Genomic DNA, 14809 nt, shown 5'->3' with positions numbered 1-14809 from the left:
CCTGAGCTGCGGCGGGTCGGCGCCCATCAGGTCAAAATGGACCGACTGGTACATTGCGCTTGACCGATTGAACCGGCTCGTACACTTATCACCGGCAGCACGCCGCGCAAGCGGGCTGCAGCACCCGCCAAGAGGTGCAGGAATAACGAGGAAACGCGGCTCGACCCGGATAGAAGGTCGTCCGTCCAGGGAGCGAGGATGAACTACAAGCTCGACTTCACGCCCGTGATCGAGGGCCTGCCCGACCTGCTCGCGGCGTGCCTCGGCACCTTCGCGCTCGCGCTCGGCGGCATGGCGCTGGCGATCGTCATCGGCATTGGCGGCGTCATCCTGCGGGATTCGCCGATCGCGCCGGTGCGGTGGCTGGTGAAGGCGTTTGTCGAGGTCATCCGCAACACGCCCTTCCTCGTCCAGATCTTCTTCATCTATTTCGCGCTGCCGCTGGCCGGCCTGCGGCTCGATCCGACGCCGACCGCGATCATCGCGCTCGGCATCAATGGCGGCGCCTATGCCATCGAAATCATCCGCGGCGGCGTGCAGTCGATCCCCAGCGGACAGGTCGAAGCCGGGCTGGCGCTGGGTCTGCACAAGGCACAGGTCTTCCGGCTGATCGTGCTCAAGCCGGCATTGCGCGCGATCTTTCCCTCGCTGACCAGCCAGTTCGTGCTGCTGACGCTGACGACCAGCGTCTGCTCGGCGATCTCGGCCTATGAGCTGACATCGGTGGCGCAGCAGATCGAGACGTCGAGCTTCCGCTCCTTCGAGGTCTACGGCACGATCACCGTCTTCTACCTCGTGATCTCGTGGTTGATGATGCGCTTCTTCGGGCAGATTACCCGCCGCTATTTCAGCTATCCGGTTAAGTGAGGAGGACGCGATGGGTTCCGCCGAATTCCTCTTCCTGCTCACCGGCCTGAAATGGACCGTGCTGCTGTCCATCGTCGGCTTCATCGGCGGCGGCGTCTTCGGGCTCGCGGTTGCGCTGATGCGGACGTCGGGCGTCAAGTCGCTGGAACGGGGCAGCTCGGGCTATATCGCCCTGTTCCAGGGCACGCCGCTGCTGATGCAGCTCTTCGTGGTCTATTACGGGTTGGCATTGGTGGGCTTGAAGCTCGATGCCTGGGTCGCGGTCGCGATCGGCTTCACGCTGCATGCCAGCGCCTATCTCGGTGAGATCTGGCGCGGCTCGATCGAGGCGGTGCCGAAGGGGCAGGTCGAGGCCGCCAAGGCGCTCAGCCTGCACTATACCTCGCGGATGAAGGACGTGGTCCTGCCGCAGGCGATCAAGATTTCCCTGCCGGCGACGGTCGGCTTCCTGGTCCAGCTGATCAAGGGCACCTCGCTTGCCGCCATCGTCGGTTTCACGGAGCTGACGCGGGCCGGCAACATCGTCTCGAACCAGATTTTCAAGCCGCTGCTGGTCTTCGGGATCATCGGCATTCTCTATTTCCTGATCTGCTGGCCGCTCTCGCTTTACGGCAGCCATCTGGAGCGGCGCATGGCGGTTGCCTCGCGCTGAGCTGACGACCCCTTCACCGTAGAAACCAACCACCAAAACAAGACCAGGGAGAGAAAAACGATGACGAACACCACCCGCCGCAGCCTGCTCGCCGCCGGCGCCGCCGCGCTGGCCCTGCCGGCCATTCTCGGCACCCCCGCGCACGCCATCACGCCTGCCGAGATCAAGGCCAAGGGCAAGATCGTCGTCGGCATCCAGGGCGACAACCCGCCCTGGGGCTTCGTCACCAGCGCCGGCAAGCAGGATGGCCTCGACGCCGATATCGCCGCGCTGTTCGGCAAGGAACTCGGCGTGACCGTTGAGTTCGTGCCGCTCGAGGTCAACAACCGCATCCCGGCGCTGACCACCGGCCGTGTCGACGTGCTCTTCGCCACGATGGCGATGCTGCCCGAGCGCGCCAAGGCCGTGCAGTTCTCCAAGCCCTACGTCGCCAACACCATCGTGCTCGTCGGCAAGAAGACCGACGTCATCAAGACCAACGAAGACATGGCGAAGTTCACAATCGGCGTCGCCAAGGGCGCGGCGCAGGATACGCAGGTGACCAAGAACGCGCCGTCTAACACGACGATCCGCCGCTATGACGGCGATGCGCCATCGATCCAGGCGTTGGTCTCCGGCCAGGTGCAGGCGCTGGGCGGCAACATCTTCTACATGCAGCGCGTCGAGCAGGCCCGCCCGGGCGAGTTCGAGAACAAGCTCGAGTTCCAGAACCTCTACAACGGCGCCTGCACCCGCCTCGGCGAGAAGGAGCTGAACGCGGCCCTCAATACCTTCGTCGACAAGATCAAGGCCAATGGCGAGCTGCAGAAGGTCTACGACAAGTGGATGAAGGTCCCGGTGCACAAGTTCCCGGACAGCCTCGAGGGCATCTCCTTCACCGCGAGCTGAGCTGAGCAGATCGGAACAGGGTCATGACACAAGCCGCCACCATGACGGGCACCGCCGCGCAAGGCGATGCCATGATCGCCATGAACCATGTCGAGAAATGGTACGGCGACTTCAAGGCCCTGACCGACATCAACCTTGCGGTCCGCAAGGGCGAGCGCATCGTCCTGTGCGGGCCGTCAGGCTCCGGCAAATCGACGCTGATCCGCTGCATCAATCATCTCGAAGCCTACCAGAAGGGCGAGATCAAGGTCAGCGGCACCAAGGTCGACGACAATGCGAAGACCATCGACGCCGTGCGCCGCGAGGTCGGCATGGTCTTCCAGCACTTCAACCTGTTCCCGCATATGACGGTACTGCAGAACTGCATGCTCGCGCCGATGCGCTCGCTCGGCGCCAGCAAGGCGGAGGCCGAAGCGACGGCGCGGACGTTGCTGGGCCGGGTCAAGATTCTGGAGCAGGCCGAGAAATATCCGGCTCAGCTCTCCGGCGGGCAGCAGCAGCGCGTCGCCATCGCGCGCGCGCTCTGCATGAAGCCGAAGGTGATGCTCTTCGACGAACCCACCTCGGCACTCGACCCGGAAATGGTCAAGGAGGTCCTCGATACCATGATCGGTCTGGCCGACGAGGGCATGACCATGATCTGCGTCACCCACGAAATGGGCTTTGCCCGCCAGGTCGCCGACCGGGTGATCTTCATGGCCGATGGCGTAATCGTGGAGGAGGCTGCGCCCGAGGCGTTCTTCAGCGCGCCCCGCCATGAGCGCACGCGGAAATTCCTAGGCGAGATCCTTCGCAAGCACTGAAGACCAGCCTCTCACTGACCCGAACTACGGATACCGGCCGCCATGTCCCGCCTCGTCTATGTCCTGAACGGCCCGAACCTGAACCTGCTCGGCAAGCGCCAGCCGCACATCTACGGCCACGAGACCCTGGCCGATGTCGAGCGCGACTGCCGCGCACTCGCCGAGGAACTCGGCCTGACCCTGCGCTTCCACCAGTCCAACCGCGAATACGAGCTGATCGACTGGGTTCACGAGGCGCGCGAGGACGGCGCCGGCATCGTCATCAACCCTGCCGCCTTCACCCACACCTCGGTCGCCCTGCTCGATGCGCTGAACACCTTCGAGGGACCGGTAATCGAGTGTCATATCTCGCAGGTCCATAAGCGAGAGGCTTTCCGCCATCATTCCTATGTCGCGATGCGATCCGACGGCGTGATCGCCGGCTTCGGCACGCAAGGGTACCAGCTCGGCCTGCGCCGGATTGCGAAGCTGCTCGACGAGGCAGCGAAGGCCCGGACGTGAATCCCGTTCGCCTTGCGGTTATCGGCGCCGGGTTGATCGGCCGGCGCCATGCCGAGCATGTCGCGAGCGAGCCCGGCACGACGCTCTCGGCCATCGTCGACCCTTCGCAGACAGGCCGTGACGAGGCGCAGCGGCTCGGCACGCGCTGGTTTGCGAGCTTCGCCGAAATGCTCGCCACCGAGCGGCCGGAAGGGGTCATCATCGCGACGCCGAACCAGCTTCACGTCGCCAATGGGTTGGAGGCCGTCGAAGCCGGCATTCCGGCCATTGTGGAGAAGCCGCTCGCCGACGATCTCGCCGGTGCCGCGCGCCTGGTCGCGGCTGCCGAGAAGGCCGGCGTGCCGCTGCTGACCGGGCACCATCGCCGCTACAACCCGATGATCGCCAAGGCCAGGGAGATCATCGAGAGCGGCCGGATCGGCCGCGTGCTCGCGCTGCATGGCCATTTCTGGCTGATGAAGCCGGACGATTATTTCGACGTCGACTGGCGGCGGGAGGAAGGAGCGGGGCCGATCCTGCTCAACCTGATCCATGATGTCGATCTCTTCCGCTATCTCTGCGGCGAGGTCGTCTCGGTGCAGGCGCTGAGTTCGAACGCGGTCCGCGGCCATGCCGTCGAAGAGACGGCCGCGATCCTGTTGCGCTTCGCAAGCGGCGCGCTGGGCACCGTCACCGTGTCGGATTCCGTGGTGGCGCCCTGGAGCTGGGAACTCACCACTGGCGAGAACCCCGCCTATCCGCAGCAGGACCAGTCCTGCTACCAGATCGGCGGCACGCATGGCGCGCTGTCGATCCCGCAGCTCGAAATCTGGTCGAACCGCGAGAAGCGTGGCTGGTGGGAGCCCTTGCAGCGGGAGCGTGTGCCCTTCGTGCCGGACGACCCGCTGAAGGTGCAGATCCGCCATTTCGCGGATGTCATCCGCAACGGCACCGCGCCGATTTCGTCCGGCCGCGAAGGCCTGGCGACGCTCGCTGTCATCGACGCGGTCAAGCGCGCGATCCGCACCGGCCAGGCGACCACGCCGCATAGTCCCGAAGGCGCTGCCTCATGATCACCGGCACGACGCGTCTCATCGCTCATCTCGGCTATCCGACCGAGAGCTTCAAGGCGCCGATGATCTACAATCCCTATTTCGAGCGGGACGGCATCGATGCCGTTGTCGTGCCGATGGGGTGCAAGGTCGAGGATTACCCGGATTTCCTCAGGCTGCTGTTTCGGCTTTCCAATGCGCTGGGCGCGCTGGTAACGATGCCGCACAAGGTCACGACGGTCGGGCTGGTCGAGGTGCTCTCCCCTACCGCCTCCATAGCAGGCGCCTGCAACGCCGTGCGGCTCGACGGAGAGGGCCGGCTCGTCGGCGACATGTTCGACGGCGAGGGTTTCGTGCGCGGCGTGCTGCGCAAGGGTCGCGAAGTCGCTGGCCAAAAGGCGCTCGTCGTCGGCGCTGGTGGTGTCGGTTCGGCGATCGCCGCCTCTCTGGCACGTGCCGGCGTGGCGACGCTCGCCGTCTTCGACACCCATGGTCCCTCCGCCGAAGCTCTGGCGGCTCGCTTGCGCGAGCATTATCCGCAACTGCGGGTCCAGACGGGCTCGAACGACCCGGCCGGCTTCGACATCGTCGTCAACGCGACGCCGCTCGGCATGAAGCCGGGGGACCCGCTGCCGCTCGACATCGAGCGGCTTGATTCCGCCGCCTTCGTCGGCGAGGTGGTGATGAAGCAGGAGGTCACGGCCTTTCTCGCGGCGGCGCGTGCGCGCGGCTGTGAAACCCAGGTCGGGACCGATATGCTTTTCGAACAGATACCCGCCTATCTCGAATTCTTCGGCCTGCCATCGACCACGGCCGAAGACCTGCGGAGCGTGGCGAAGCTATAGCATCGGCCCGAAAAGTGGCACGCGGTTTTCGAAAAAGCCGATGTGAAACCAATAAGTTAGAGGGTCGGATCGAATACGATCTTCGATCCGACCCTCTACGCTGAAAGGCACGACCATGATCCCCTCCATCGCGACCGTCTGTGTATCCGGCACCTTGCAGGAAAAGCTGGAGGCGATCGCCGCGGCCGGGTTCACCGCCGTCGAGATCTTCGAAAACGATCTGATCGCCTTTCCGGGCTCGCCCGCCGAGATCAGGCGGATCTGTGCCGATCTTGGGCTGACGATCGTCACCTGCCAGCCCTTCCGCGATTTCGAGGGCATGCCGGAAGGCCGCCGCCAGCGTGTCTTCGACCGGGCCGAGCGCAAATTCGACCTGCTGCAGGAACTCGGCACCGACCTGCTCTTCGTCTGTTCCAACACCTCGCCTGAAGCGCTGTCCGGCATCGACCGACTCGCCGCCGACTTCGCCGAACTGGGCGAACGCGCCGGCAAGCGCGGCTTCAAGATCGGCTACGAGGCGCTGGCCTGGGGCCGCCAGATCTTCGACTACCGCGACGCCTGGGAGATCGTGCGCCGCGCCAACCGGCCGGAGGTCGGGATCGTGCTCGATTCCTTCCACATCCTCTCGCGCAAGCTCGACGTTTCCGCCATCGGGACGATCCCCCGCGACAAGATCGCGATGGTGCAGATGGCCGACGCGCCGCTGCTGCAGATGGACTATCTGTCGTGGAGCCGGCATTGGCGCTGCCTGCCGGGCCAGGGCGACCTCGATCTATCCGCCTTCATGCGCGCGCTCGCCGATACCGGCTATGATGGCGTGCTCTCCTTGGAGATCTTCAACGACCGCTTCCGTGCTGGTTCGGCGCGATCGGTCGCGCTGGATGGGCACCGCTCGCTGATCTGGCTGCTCGACGAGACCGGCCGTCAGGTCGGCAAACCCGTTCCCGGCGCCGTGCCGATGCCGCCGCCGGGGCCGGTCGAGGCTGTCGAATTCCTCGAATTCGCCGTGGCCGAGGTCGAGAGGGCCAGCTTCGAGGGCATGCTGCGGGCGCTCGGATTCACCCGCATCGGCAAGCACCGCTCGAAGGAGGTCGGGCTTTGGCGTCAGGGCGATATCCGCATCGTCCTGAACAGCGAGGATGACGGCTTCGCCCACAGCTATCAGATCACCCATGGCTCGTCGGTCTGCGCGCTGGCGCTGCGGGTGCCGGACGCGCAGGCCGCGACCGCGCGCGCCAAGGCGCTGCTCGACGTGCCCCATGCCGGCGCGGTCGGGCCGGGCGAGCTCGACATCCCCGCCGTGCGTGGGCTCGGCGGCAGCCTGATCTATTTTATCGACGGGGGCTCGGCGCTCGGCCGCTGGGCGCAGGTCGATTTCGAGCCGACCCACGAGACGGGCGCCGATGCCGGCCTGCTCGGCGTCGACCATGTCTCGCAGACCATGCAGTACGAGGAGATGCTGACCTGGCTGCTGTTCTATTCCTCGCTCTTCGACACGAAGAAGGCGCCCAGCCAGGCCGTGCTCGACCCCGGCGGCGTGGTCCAGAGCCAGGTCATCGAGAGCGGGCTCGACGGCCGCAACGGCCATGGCCTGCGGCTCATCCTCAACGGCTCGCAAAGCCACCGCACGCTCTCGGCTCGTTTCGTCACCGACTTCTTCGGCTCCGGTGTCCAGCACATCGCGCTGACGACGAACGACATCGTCGCGACCGTCCGGCAGCTTGCGGCGAACGGCGTCTCGATGTTGCCGATTCCGGAGAATTACTACGACGACCTCGAGTCCCGCTCCGACCTGCCGCCGGAAGAGATCGACGCCTTGAAGGCGCTGAACATTCTCTATGACAGCGATGCCGGCGGCAGCTTCCATCAGGCCTATACGCAGACACTCGATGGCGGCCTGTTCTTCGAGATCGTCCAACGCAGCGGTTATACGGGCTATGGCGCCCCCAATGCCGGCATTCGCCTGACCGCACAGGCACGGCTGGCGCGTCCGATCACGGTGCCGGCCCCGATGGGGCATTGACGACTTCTTGCCGCCCTCTATGGTGAGGCCTCGATCGAGGTTCTTCGGGTTCTGCCCGAAGCTAAGAGGGAATTCGGTGAGGCCGGGCACTGTGAGGTGTCTGCCGAAGCCGAAGCTGCCCCCGCAACTGTAAGCGGCGAGCCCTTCGTCCATCGTCCACTGGTGCCGTGAGGTGCCGGGAAGGCCGGGCGAAACAGGCATAGACCCGCGAGCCAGGAGACCTGCCCCGGTCGCTGAAGACGTCTTTCGGGCGGGGTGCTCCGATGGCTGTGTCGTGACCGGTGCCTTGGCGGCCTCGGCTCCCTCACGCCTACGCGCTCTCGCCCCCATCTCGGGGAGCGATGATATCCATGTCCAAGTTCAATGCGGTTTCCGGCGGGCGCAGCAGCGTCGGCCGCGGCTTGACGCAACCCTATCTCGCGGCCTATCGGATATGTAACAATATTACATATCGAGGCCTTGCCATGTTTGCCCATCCCAAGCCAAGCCATCTGCTGCCGGCGCTTGCCGCGCTTTTCGGTCTGGCATTCAGCGGTGTCGCATCGGCGGAGCCGACCCGTTACCCCCTGACGCTGGAGAACTGCCGCGAGAACGTCACCTTCGCGGCGCCGCCCAAGCGCGTGGTCTCGATCGGTCAGACGCAGACGGAAATCCTCTACGCGCTGGGCCTTGGCGACCGTGTCGTGGGAACGGCCGTCTGGTTCTCGCCTGTTGCCAAGCCCTATGAGGCGGTTAACGCCAAGGTGAAGCGCCTCGCCGACAACGACCCGAGCTTCGAGGCGGTGCTGGCGCAGGACCCCGACATGGTCACCGCGATGTTCGAATGGCACATCGGCCCCAATGGCATCGTCGGCAAGCGCGACCAGTTCGCCAAGGTCAAGGTGCCGACTTATGTCTCGCCCACCGACTGCGTCGGCAAGGACAATTCGGGCGCCGGCGATGGCGTCCGCACCAGAATGTTCACGATGGATCTCGTCTATCAGAACATCCGGGAGTTCGGGCAGATCTTCGATGTCTCCGACCGGGCTGACACGCTGGTTGCGGAGCTGAAGGCGCGCGAGGAAAAAGCGGTCGCGGCCGTTGCCGACCTCAAGGCCCAGGATGTCTCCATCGCGGTCTGGTTCTCCAGCAAGGATCTCAAGGGCGACGCCTTCATGGCCGGTAAGAACGGCGTGCCGGCCTATATCCTGTCCAAGCTCGGCGCCCGCAACGTCATCACGACCAACGAGGAATGGCCCCTGGTGGGCTGGGAGAGCATCGCCGCCGCCAACCCCTCCGTCATCGTCGCAGTCCGGATGGACCGCCGCCGCTTCCCCGCCGACGACATCGAGAGGAAGCTGGAGTTCCTGAAGACCGATCCGGTCGCCAGCAAGCTCGATGCCGTGAAGAACGGGCGTGTCGTGGTGATGGATGTCGGCGCGACGCGGGCCGGCATCGACACGGTCGACGGAATCGAGACGCTGGCCAAGGCCATCGCCGGCTTCCGCCCGGTCAACTGAGCAGCATGCCTTGAGCCACGCTGCCCATGGACCCAACTGGCCGGTGCGCATCGGCGCCGGTCTCCTCGCGCTGATCGCGCTTGCGCTCGCGGTCGCGCTGGCCGTGACGATCGGCGAGATGCGCATTCCGCTCGACACCGCGCTGAAGGCTCTCGGCAACGGGCTGTTCGATCTCGGCCTGCCGGTCAGCGCGATCCAGCAGGGCGTCATCTTCGATTATCGCCTGAGCCGTGCGCTGATGGCGGCGCTGTGCGGCGGCTCGCTCGCAATTTCGGGCGCGATCTTGCAGGCGCTGCTCCGCAACCCCTTGGCCGAGCCCTATATCCTCGGCATTTCCGCCGGCGCCTCCACCGGCGCCGTGGCGGTGCTGATCCTGGGCATCAGCGTCGGCGGCCTCACGCTGAGCCTGTCCGCCGGTGCCTTCGTCGGCTCCTGCGCCGCGCTGGCCGTCGTCGCGTTTCTCGCCTCTGGGGCCGGCGGCGCCAGCGACCGCGTCATCTTGTCGGGTGTCGCGACCTCGCAGCTCTTCAATGCGGCCACCGCGACGATCGTGACGACGCTTGCCAGCGCCGAGCAGGCGAGGGGCGTGATGTTCTGGCTGCTCGGTAATTTCGGCGGCGTGCGTTGGCCCGATCTCTGGATCGCGACGCCCGTCGCCTTTATCGGCTTCGGCTTGTGCATGCTGCACGCCAAGGTGCTCGATGCCTTCGCCTTCGGCGCGGATTCCGCTGCGGCTCTGGGTGTGGCGGTGACGCGGGTGCGCGTCGTGCTGTTCGTCACCACCGCGGTGATGACGGCGGTGATGGTCAGCATCGTCGGCACGGTCGGGTTCGTCGGTCTCGTCATCCCCCATGCGGCACGGTTCCTCGTCGGCTCCGGACATGCCCGGCTGCTGCCGGCCTGCCTGGTCGGCGGGGCTCTGTTCATGATCGGCGCCGATATCCTCTCGCGTGTGCTGGTTCCCCAGCAGATCCTCCCGATTGGCGTGGTGACGGCGCTGTTCGGCGCGCCCGCCTTCGCGGTCATCCTCTATCGGGCGAGACGCCCGTCATGACGCTGGCCGCACGCGATCTGCGCTGGGGCGTCGCCGGCCGGATGATCGTCGACGACGTGACGCTGGAGGCCGCACCGGGCCGCATCCTCGGCCTGATCGGGCCAAACGGTTCCGGAAAATCCAGCCTGCTGCGGCTGCTCTGCCGTCTGCGCGATGTCGCCAGCGGCGTCGTCACCTTGGACGGGCGCGACATTGCCACCGTCCCCCGCCGCGAGCTCGCGCGCCGGCTCGCCTTTGTCGAGCAACAGGCGACGACCGAGGTTCAGCTCTCCGTCTGCGACGTGGTCAGGCTGGGGCGGACGCCGCATCGCGCCGCGCTCGCCTCGTGGAGCCCCGCCGACGAGGCTGCGGTCAACGAGGCCCTGGAGCGCGTCGGCCTGCAGGATCGGCACGATCAGTTCTGGCATACGCTGTCGGGCGGCGAGCGCCAGCGCGTCCATATCGCTCGCGCTTTGGCGCAAGAGCCGAGCGAATTGATCCTGGACGAGCCGACGAACCATCTCGACATCCAGCACCAGCTCGCGATCCTGACGCTGGTCCGCCGGCTCGGGATCACCTGCATCGTCGCGCTGCACGATCTCAACCTCGCGGCCTTGTTCTGCGACGAGATTGCGCTGATGCAGAACGGCCGCCTGCTGGCCGCCGGCAACCCGGAAACCGTGCTGACCGAGGAGATGATCAGGAGGGTCTTCGGGGTCGCGGTGGCGATCCGGCCCGGCGCGACCGGCCGCCGCCACATCGAATATCTGGTCGAACCGCCCGGTGCGTCAGGCCGGTGACGACGCGACGTCCTTGACAACACCGGCCGTGAGCAGCGACACGGCTTTCGCCGACCTTGCGAAAGCGCCATGTCAGACCATCCGATGATCCTCGCCTTGTCCTGCCCCGACCGGCCGGGCATCGTCGCCGCCGTCTCGACTCTGCTGGCGGATTCCGGTTGCAACATTCGCGACGCCCAGCAATTCGACGATCTTGAAACCGGCCGCTTCTTCATGCGCGTGGTGTTTGATCGGCTGGAAGGCGCTCGCGGTGCGCCCGAGATCCGGGCCCTGATCGACGATCTCGCCGCTCGCTTCGCCATGGATTTTTCGCTGCGCGCCACGTCAGAGCGGAAGCGCGTGATGTTGCTCGTCTCGAAGTTCGACCACTGCCTTGCCGATCTGCTCTACCGCTGGCGTATCGGCGAACTCCCCATGGAGATCACGGGCATCGTCTCCAACCATGCCCGCGCCGCCATCGCCTCGACCGATCTCGGCGATCTTCCCTTCCATCACATGCCGATCGACCGGAAGAGCAAGATGGAGCAGGAGGCCGAGCTTTGGCGCCTGGTGCAGGAGACTGGTACGGACCTCGTCGTGCTCGCGCGCTACATGCAGATTTTATCGGATGGCCTGACCGCCAAGCTTTCGGGTCGCTGCATCAATATCCACCACTCCTTCCTGCCGGGGTTCAAGGGCGCGAAGCCCTATCATCAGGCTCATGAGCGAGGCGTGAAGCTGATCGGCGCGACCGCCCATTACGTCACATCCGACCTCGACGAAGGGCCGATCGTCGAGCAGGATGTCGAGCGCATCTCGCATCGCGACACGCCCGAGGATCTCGTGCGCAAGGGCCGCGACATCGAGCGCCGCGTCTTGGCCCGAGCCGTGCGGTATCATCTGGAAGACCGCGTCTTGCTCAACGGACGCAAGACGGTGGTGTTCACCGACTGATCCCGGCGACGATCGGCTACGCGATCGTGTTACGAGCCTTCGGCGGAGCCCGGCTCGGCCATCTTGCGGTGCTGCCGTGCCAGCATTTCCGACGGCAGCACATTAGCGAGCGAGGCCTGAACCTTGTTCTTCCAGCCACTGACCACGTCGCCGTCTCCGTTCATCAGGGCCTTGTAGCCGGCCCGCGCGACCACGGCCGGATCGTCTTTCTTGTCTTGGCCGATCTGGGTGTCGAGCAGGTCGGCCCGCTCGAAGAACCGGGTCTCGGTCGGCCCCGGCATGAGGCAGGTCACGCTGACGCCGCTGTCCCGCAACTCGTCCCGTAGCGCGAAGGAGAACGAATCCATGAAAGCCTTCGTGCCGTTGTAGACCGCCTGAAACGAGCCCGGCATGAACCCCGCGATCGATCCGGTGATCAGGATGCGGCCGGCCCCGTGCTCGCGCATGAGCCGCGCCACCGATTGGATCACGAGGAGCGAACCGGTGATGTTTGTGTCGACGACATGACGCCAGCGCTCGGGCTCCTGGTCGAGGAAGCCATTGCCGAGGCCACGCCCGGCATTGGCGAAGAGCAGCTCGACCGGTCGCGGATCCGCCTCGATCCGTTCGACCAAGGCACCGACGCCTTCCGCTGTCGACAAGTCGACGACGATGGCCTCAACCTCGACCCCGATCAGCCGCAGCTCCTCAGCCGCGAGTTCGATCGCCTGCTCATCGGCGGCGATGATCAGGTCGTAGCTGTCGTTCGCAGCCAGCCGCGCCAGCTCCATTCCGATGCCGCTCGATGCGCCGGTGACGACCGCGAGCTTTCTTGCGCTTTGCATCACGCGGTCCTCCTCACGGGTTCATCACGACCTTGATGCAGCCATCCTCCTTGTCCCGGAACTTTTTGTAGAGATCCGGGCCGTCCTCGAGCGTTGCTCGGTGGGTGATGACGAAGGAGGGGTCGATCTCGCCGTTCAGCACCTTTTCCAGGAGCGGCGCGAGATAGCGATGCGTATGGGTCTGCCCGGTCTTGAGGGTCAGCCCCTTGTTCATGAACGCCCCCATCGGCACCTTGTCGAGGAAACCGAGGTAAACGCCAGGCATCGAGATCGTGCCGCCCTTGCGGCAGCACATGATGGCTTCGCGCAGCACATGGGGCCGATCGGTGCCGAGGTAGAGGCTGGCCTTGACCTTGTCGACGACGGCATCGAGCGAGGCGGTGGCATGGGACTCCGCGCCGACCGCATCGATGCAACGGTCCGGCCCGCGCCCGGCCGTCATCTCCATGAGCCGGTCATAGACCTTCACGTCGTCGAAGTTGATGATCTCCGCCCGCCCGATTCCAGCCGCCAGCGCTAGGCGTTCCGGCACGTTGTCGATCGCGATCACGCGCCCGGCGCCCAGCATCCAGGCCGACTGGATCGCGAACTGGCCCACCGGCCCGCAGCCCCAGATGGCCACCGTATCGCCGGGCTCGATCTGCGCGTTTTCCGCAGCCATGTAGCCGGTCGGGAAGATATCGGAGAGGAACAGCACCTGCTCGTCCGGGACGCCGTCGGGGATCTTGATATGGCCGACATCGGCATAGGGCACCCGCATATATTCCGCCTGCCCACCGGCGAAGCCACCCAGCATATGGGAATAGCCGAACAGCCCGGAGGGCGACTGGCCCATCATCTCGCGGGCGATCTCGGCGTTCGGATTGGAGCGGTCGCAGAGCGAAAACAGCTGCTTTTGGCAGAAAAAGCATTCCCCGCAGGCGATGTTGAACGGGATGACCACCCGATCGCCGACCTTGAGCTTGCTGACCGCGCTGCCGACCTCGACGACCTCTCCCATCGTCTCGTGGCCGACGATATCGCCCGCTTCCATGGTCGGGGTGTAACCGTCGTACAAATGCAGGTCGGAGCCGCAGATCGCGCAGGAGCTCACCTTGATCACAACATCGCGGGCATCCTCGATCTGCGGATCGGGAACCGTGTCGCAGCGAATGTCGCTTTTGCCGTGCCAGCGCAATGCTCTCATGAACGGACGTTCCCTGTGCTGTTTCGCCCTATGGCGATAATCGATCTCGCAGCATCAACGGGACGGCTTCCGCCGCTGTTCTGAAACCGGGCGCCTGGGTGCGGCGGCGTACCTTGTGGCCGCTGCCACGGTGCTGGCCTCGTTCACTCGGAAAGGCCGGCACCTGCCGGCCCTCAGCGATGGAGCGAAACATGAACGGACGGGAATGGGCGCTGGAGTTGAATGCCCGCTATCCAGACGAGGATTGGATGGCCGAGCTGGCGCGCCGAACGGGCGAGACGCGCGACAAGGTCGAATGGCATCTGCAGGAGGAAATGGAGCCTCCGCCACATATCGCCAATGCAGCGGAGGATATGGCGTCCAAGTCCGGCTCGAAGCCGGCGATGCCCGAAGGTGATCTCAACGTCGACGACCTGCCGTTTTCCGGCGTCCCGCAATTCCTTGGAAAACTGACCAAGGACTGACGAGTACCAGGTGGAGCGCGGGGCGGGCCCCGCTCTTGCTGCTCGGCTCAGCCGGACTTCGACCCCTTCGGATCGCGATCGCGGCCATGCCCGTTGCCGACCGTCGCGTCGCCATCGCCGGACAGCACCACGGGGTTGGCGCTGTGAAGCCCGCCGGCATTCGGCTTGGCCTTGGTATGTCCATACTGGCCCTGAGCGTCGCGCTGAGCCGGCGTGCCGGATGTGGCGTCCTCGCGCAGCTTGGCATCAGTAGTGCTGTTCTTCGTATTGTCGTTTTTGGCGTCGGTCATGGGTGTCTCCTTCGCGAAATCGCTGGTGAAGCCTGCGGTCTTCCCCGCGTCAACGATGTTTGCGAGCCGCCATTCCGTCGGGATCGGCGGGATCATAAGGTGCGTTCGGCCCCGTGGGGTGGTCGGAGCGTGGGCTCGGTCCGGGCCGTGTCTCGGCTTCCTCGCCGGGC

16 protein-coding genes and 1 riboswitch are annotated in these 14809 nt (G+C 65.4%); of the genes, 13 read left to right on the top strand and 3 right to left on the bottom strand.

What is annotated here, in order from left to right; genetic code table 11:
* The first annotated feature begins 198 nt into the window (after window positions 1–198).
* The 12 genes from AC1DR6_RS13095 to purU all read left to right on the top strand — a co-directional run bounded on the left by AC1DR6_RS13095 (window position 199) and on the right by purU (window position 11875).
* A complete protein-coding gene (locus AC1DR6_RS13095) occupies window positions 199–867 on the top strand; it encodes an amino acid ABC transporter permease (RefSeq protein WP_476829673.1) in 669 nt (222 codons plus the stop codon).
* Window positions 868–877: 10 nt separating this feature from the next.
* Window positions 878–1519: an amino acid ABC transporter permease gene (locus tag AC1DR6_RS13090; RefSeq protein WP_476829672.1), complete on the top strand. Its 642-nt coding sequence runs from the start codon at window positions 878–880 to the stop codon at window positions 1517–1519.
* A 60-nt stretch (window positions 1520–1579) separates the two neighbouring features.
* Window positions 1580–2407, top strand: coding sequence for a transporter substrate-binding domain-containing protein (locus AC1DR6_RS13085; protein ID WP_476829671.1), 828 nt, complete (start codon window positions 1580–1582; stop codon window positions 2405–2407).
* 71 nt (window positions 2408–2478) lie between these two features.
* Window positions 2479–3210 (top strand): amino acid ABC transporter ATP-binding protein, encoded by a 732-nt coding sequence (locus AC1DR6_RS13080; protein ID WP_476829702.1) that lies wholly within the window; start codon window positions 2479–2481, stop codon window positions 3208–3210.
* Between the two features lie 42 nt (window positions 3211–3252).
* The gene (gene aroQ / locus AC1DR6_RS13075) at window positions 3253–3711 is read left to right on the top strand and encodes a type II 3-dehydroquinate dehydratase (RefSeq protein ID WP_476829670.1); all 459 of its coding nucleotides are present in this window, start codon (window positions 3253–3255) and stop codon (window positions 3709–3711) included.
* Window positions 3708–4763, top strand: a complete 1056-nt coding sequence (locus AC1DR6_RS13070; protein ID WP_476829669.1) for a Gfo/Idh/MocA family protein — start codon at window positions 3708–3710, stop codon at window positions 4761–4763. The genes aroQ and AC1DR6_RS13070 overlap by 4 nt, the downstream gene beginning before the upstream one ends.
* Complete coding sequence (locus AC1DR6_RS13065; RefSeq protein WP_476829668.1) at window positions 4760–5587, top strand: shikimate dehydrogenase family protein; 828 nt, start codon at window positions 4760–4762, stop codon at window positions 5585–5587. Before AC1DR6_RS13070 ends, AC1DR6_RS13065 begins: the two co-directional genes overlap by 4 nt.
* Before the next feature lie 115 nt (window positions 5588–5702).
* A complete protein-coding gene (locus AC1DR6_RS13060) occupies window positions 5703–7610 on the top strand; it encodes a bifunctional sugar phosphate isomerase/epimerase/4-hydroxyphenylpyruvate dioxygenase family protein (protein WP_476829667.1) in 1908 nt (635 codons plus the stop codon).
* 20 nt (window positions 7611–7630) lie between these two features.
* Window positions 7631–7853: riboswitch (cobalamin riboswitch) on the top strand.
* A 221-nt stretch (window positions 7854–8074) separates the two neighbouring features.
* Complete coding sequence (locus tag AC1DR6_RS13055) at window positions 8075–9109, top strand: ABC transporter substrate-binding protein (protein ID WP_476829666.1); 1035 nt, start codon at window positions 8075–8077, stop codon at window positions 9107–9109.
* 10 nt (window positions 9110–9119) lie between these two features.
* Window positions 9120–10163, top strand: coding sequence for a FecCD family ABC transporter permease (locus tag AC1DR6_RS13050; protein WP_476829665.1), 1044 nt, complete (start codon window positions 9120–9122; stop codon window positions 10161–10163).
* Window positions 10160–10942, top strand: coding sequence for an ABC transporter ATP-binding protein (locus tag AC1DR6_RS13045; RefSeq protein WP_476829664.1), 783 nt, complete (start codon window positions 10160–10162; stop codon window positions 10940–10942). Before AC1DR6_RS13050 ends, AC1DR6_RS13045 begins: the two co-directional genes overlap by 4 nt.
* A 69-nt stretch (window positions 10943–11011) precedes the next feature.
* Window positions 11012–11875, top strand: a complete 864-nt coding sequence (purU, locus tag AC1DR6_RS13040) for a formyltetrahydrofolate deformylase (protein ID WP_476829663.1) — start codon at window positions 11012–11014, stop codon at window positions 11873–11875.
* A gap of 29 nt (window positions 11876–11904) precedes the next feature.
* Here purU and AC1DR6_RS13035 read toward each other — a convergent pair whose 3' ends face one another.
* Both AC1DR6_RS13035 and AC1DR6_RS13030 read right to left on the bottom strand, forming a co-directional pair.
* The gene (locus AC1DR6_RS13035; protein WP_476829662.1) at window positions 11905–12699 is read right to left on the bottom strand and encodes an SDR family NAD(P)-dependent oxidoreductase; all 795 of its coding nucleotides are present in this window, start codon (window positions 12697–12699) and stop codon (window positions 11905–11907) included.
* Between the two features lie 13 nt (window positions 12700–12712).
* The gene (locus AC1DR6_RS13030; RefSeq protein ID WP_476829661.1) at window positions 12713–13885 is read right to left on the bottom strand and encodes a zinc-dependent alcohol dehydrogenase; all 1173 of its coding nucleotides are present in this window, start codon (window positions 13883–13885) and stop codon (window positions 12713–12715) included.
* Between the two features lie 191 nt (window positions 13886–14076).
* Between AC1DR6_RS13030 and AC1DR6_RS13025 the strand changes: the two genes are divergently transcribed.
* Window positions 14077–14349: a hypothetical protein gene (locus AC1DR6_RS13025; RefSeq protein WP_476829660.1), complete on the top strand. Its 273-nt coding sequence runs from the start codon at window positions 14077–14079 to the stop codon at window positions 14347–14349.
* A gap of 47 nt (window positions 14350–14396) precedes the next feature.
* Here the strand turns inward: AC1DR6_RS13025 and AC1DR6_RS13020 are convergent, their stop codons facing one another.
* Complete coding sequence (locus AC1DR6_RS13020; protein WP_476829659.1) at window positions 14397–14639, bottom strand: hypothetical protein; 243 nt, start codon at window positions 14637–14639, stop codon at window positions 14397–14399.
* Window positions 14640–14809 lie beyond the last annotated feature (170 nt).

It is taken from the genome of Allobosea sp. P5_A5 (assembly GCF_056400625.1).
The sequence above is the reverse complement of the archived record's forward strand: the minus strand, read 5'-3'. Positions and strand labels throughout refer to the sequence as shown.

Excerpts from the sequence above, each read along its gene's own strand:
- AC1DR6_RS13025 (WP_476829660.1), top strand. The coding sequence starts at position 14,077 with ATGAACGGACGGGAATGGGCGCTGGAGTTGAATGCCCGCTATCCAGAC.
- AC1DR6_RS13090 (WP_476829672.1), top strand. The coding sequence starts at position 878 with ATGGGTTCCGCCGAATTCCTCTTCCTGCTCACCGGCCTGAAATGGACC.
- AC1DR6_RS13030 (WP_476829661.1), bottom strand. The coding sequence starts at position 13,885 with ATGAGAGCATTGCGCTGGCACGGCAAAAGCGACATTCGCTGCGACACG.
- AC1DR6_RS13045 (WP_476829664.1), top strand. The coding sequence starts at position 10,160 with ATGACGCTGGCCGCACGCGATCTGCGCTGGGGCGTCGCCGGCCGGATG.
- AC1DR6_RS13035 (WP_476829662.1), bottom strand. The coding sequence starts at position 12,699 with ATGCAAAGCGCAAGAAAGCTCGCGGTCGTCACCGGCGCATCGAGCGGC.
- AC1DR6_RS13065 (WP_476829668.1), top strand. The coding sequence starts at position 4,760 with ATGATCACCGGCACGACGCGTCTCATCGCTCATCTCGGCTATCCGACC.
- AC1DR6_RS13095 (WP_476829673.1), top strand. The coding sequence starts at position 199 with ATGAACTACAAGCTCGACTTCACGCCCGTGATCGAGGGCCTGCCCGAC.
- aroQ (WP_476829670.1), top strand. The coding sequence starts at position 3,253 with ATGTCCCGCCTCGTCTATGTCCTGAACGGCCCGAACCTGAACCTGCTC.
- AC1DR6_RS13055 (WP_476829666.1), top strand. The coding sequence starts at position 8,075 with ATGTTTGCCCATCCCAAGCCAAGCCATCTGCTGCCGGCGCTTGCCGCG.
- purU (WP_476829663.1), top strand. The coding sequence starts at position 11,012 with ATGTCAGACCATCCGATGATCCTCGCCTTGTCCTGCCCCGACCGGCCG.
- AC1DR6_RS13080 (WP_476829702.1), top strand. The coding sequence starts at position 2,479 with ATGATCGCCATGAACCATGTCGAGAAATGGTACGGCGACTTCAAGGCC.
- AC1DR6_RS13085 (WP_476829671.1), top strand. The coding sequence starts at position 1,580 with ATGACGAACACCACCCGCCGCAGCCTGCTCGCCGCCGGCGCCGCCGCG.
- AC1DR6_RS13020 (WP_476829659.1), bottom strand. The coding sequence starts at position 14,639 with ATGACCGACGCCAAAAACGACAATACGAAGAACAGCACTACTGATGCC.
- AC1DR6_RS13060 (WP_476829667.1), top strand. The coding sequence starts at position 5,703 with ATGATCCCCTCCATCGCGACCGTCTGTGTATCCGGCACCTTGCAGGAA.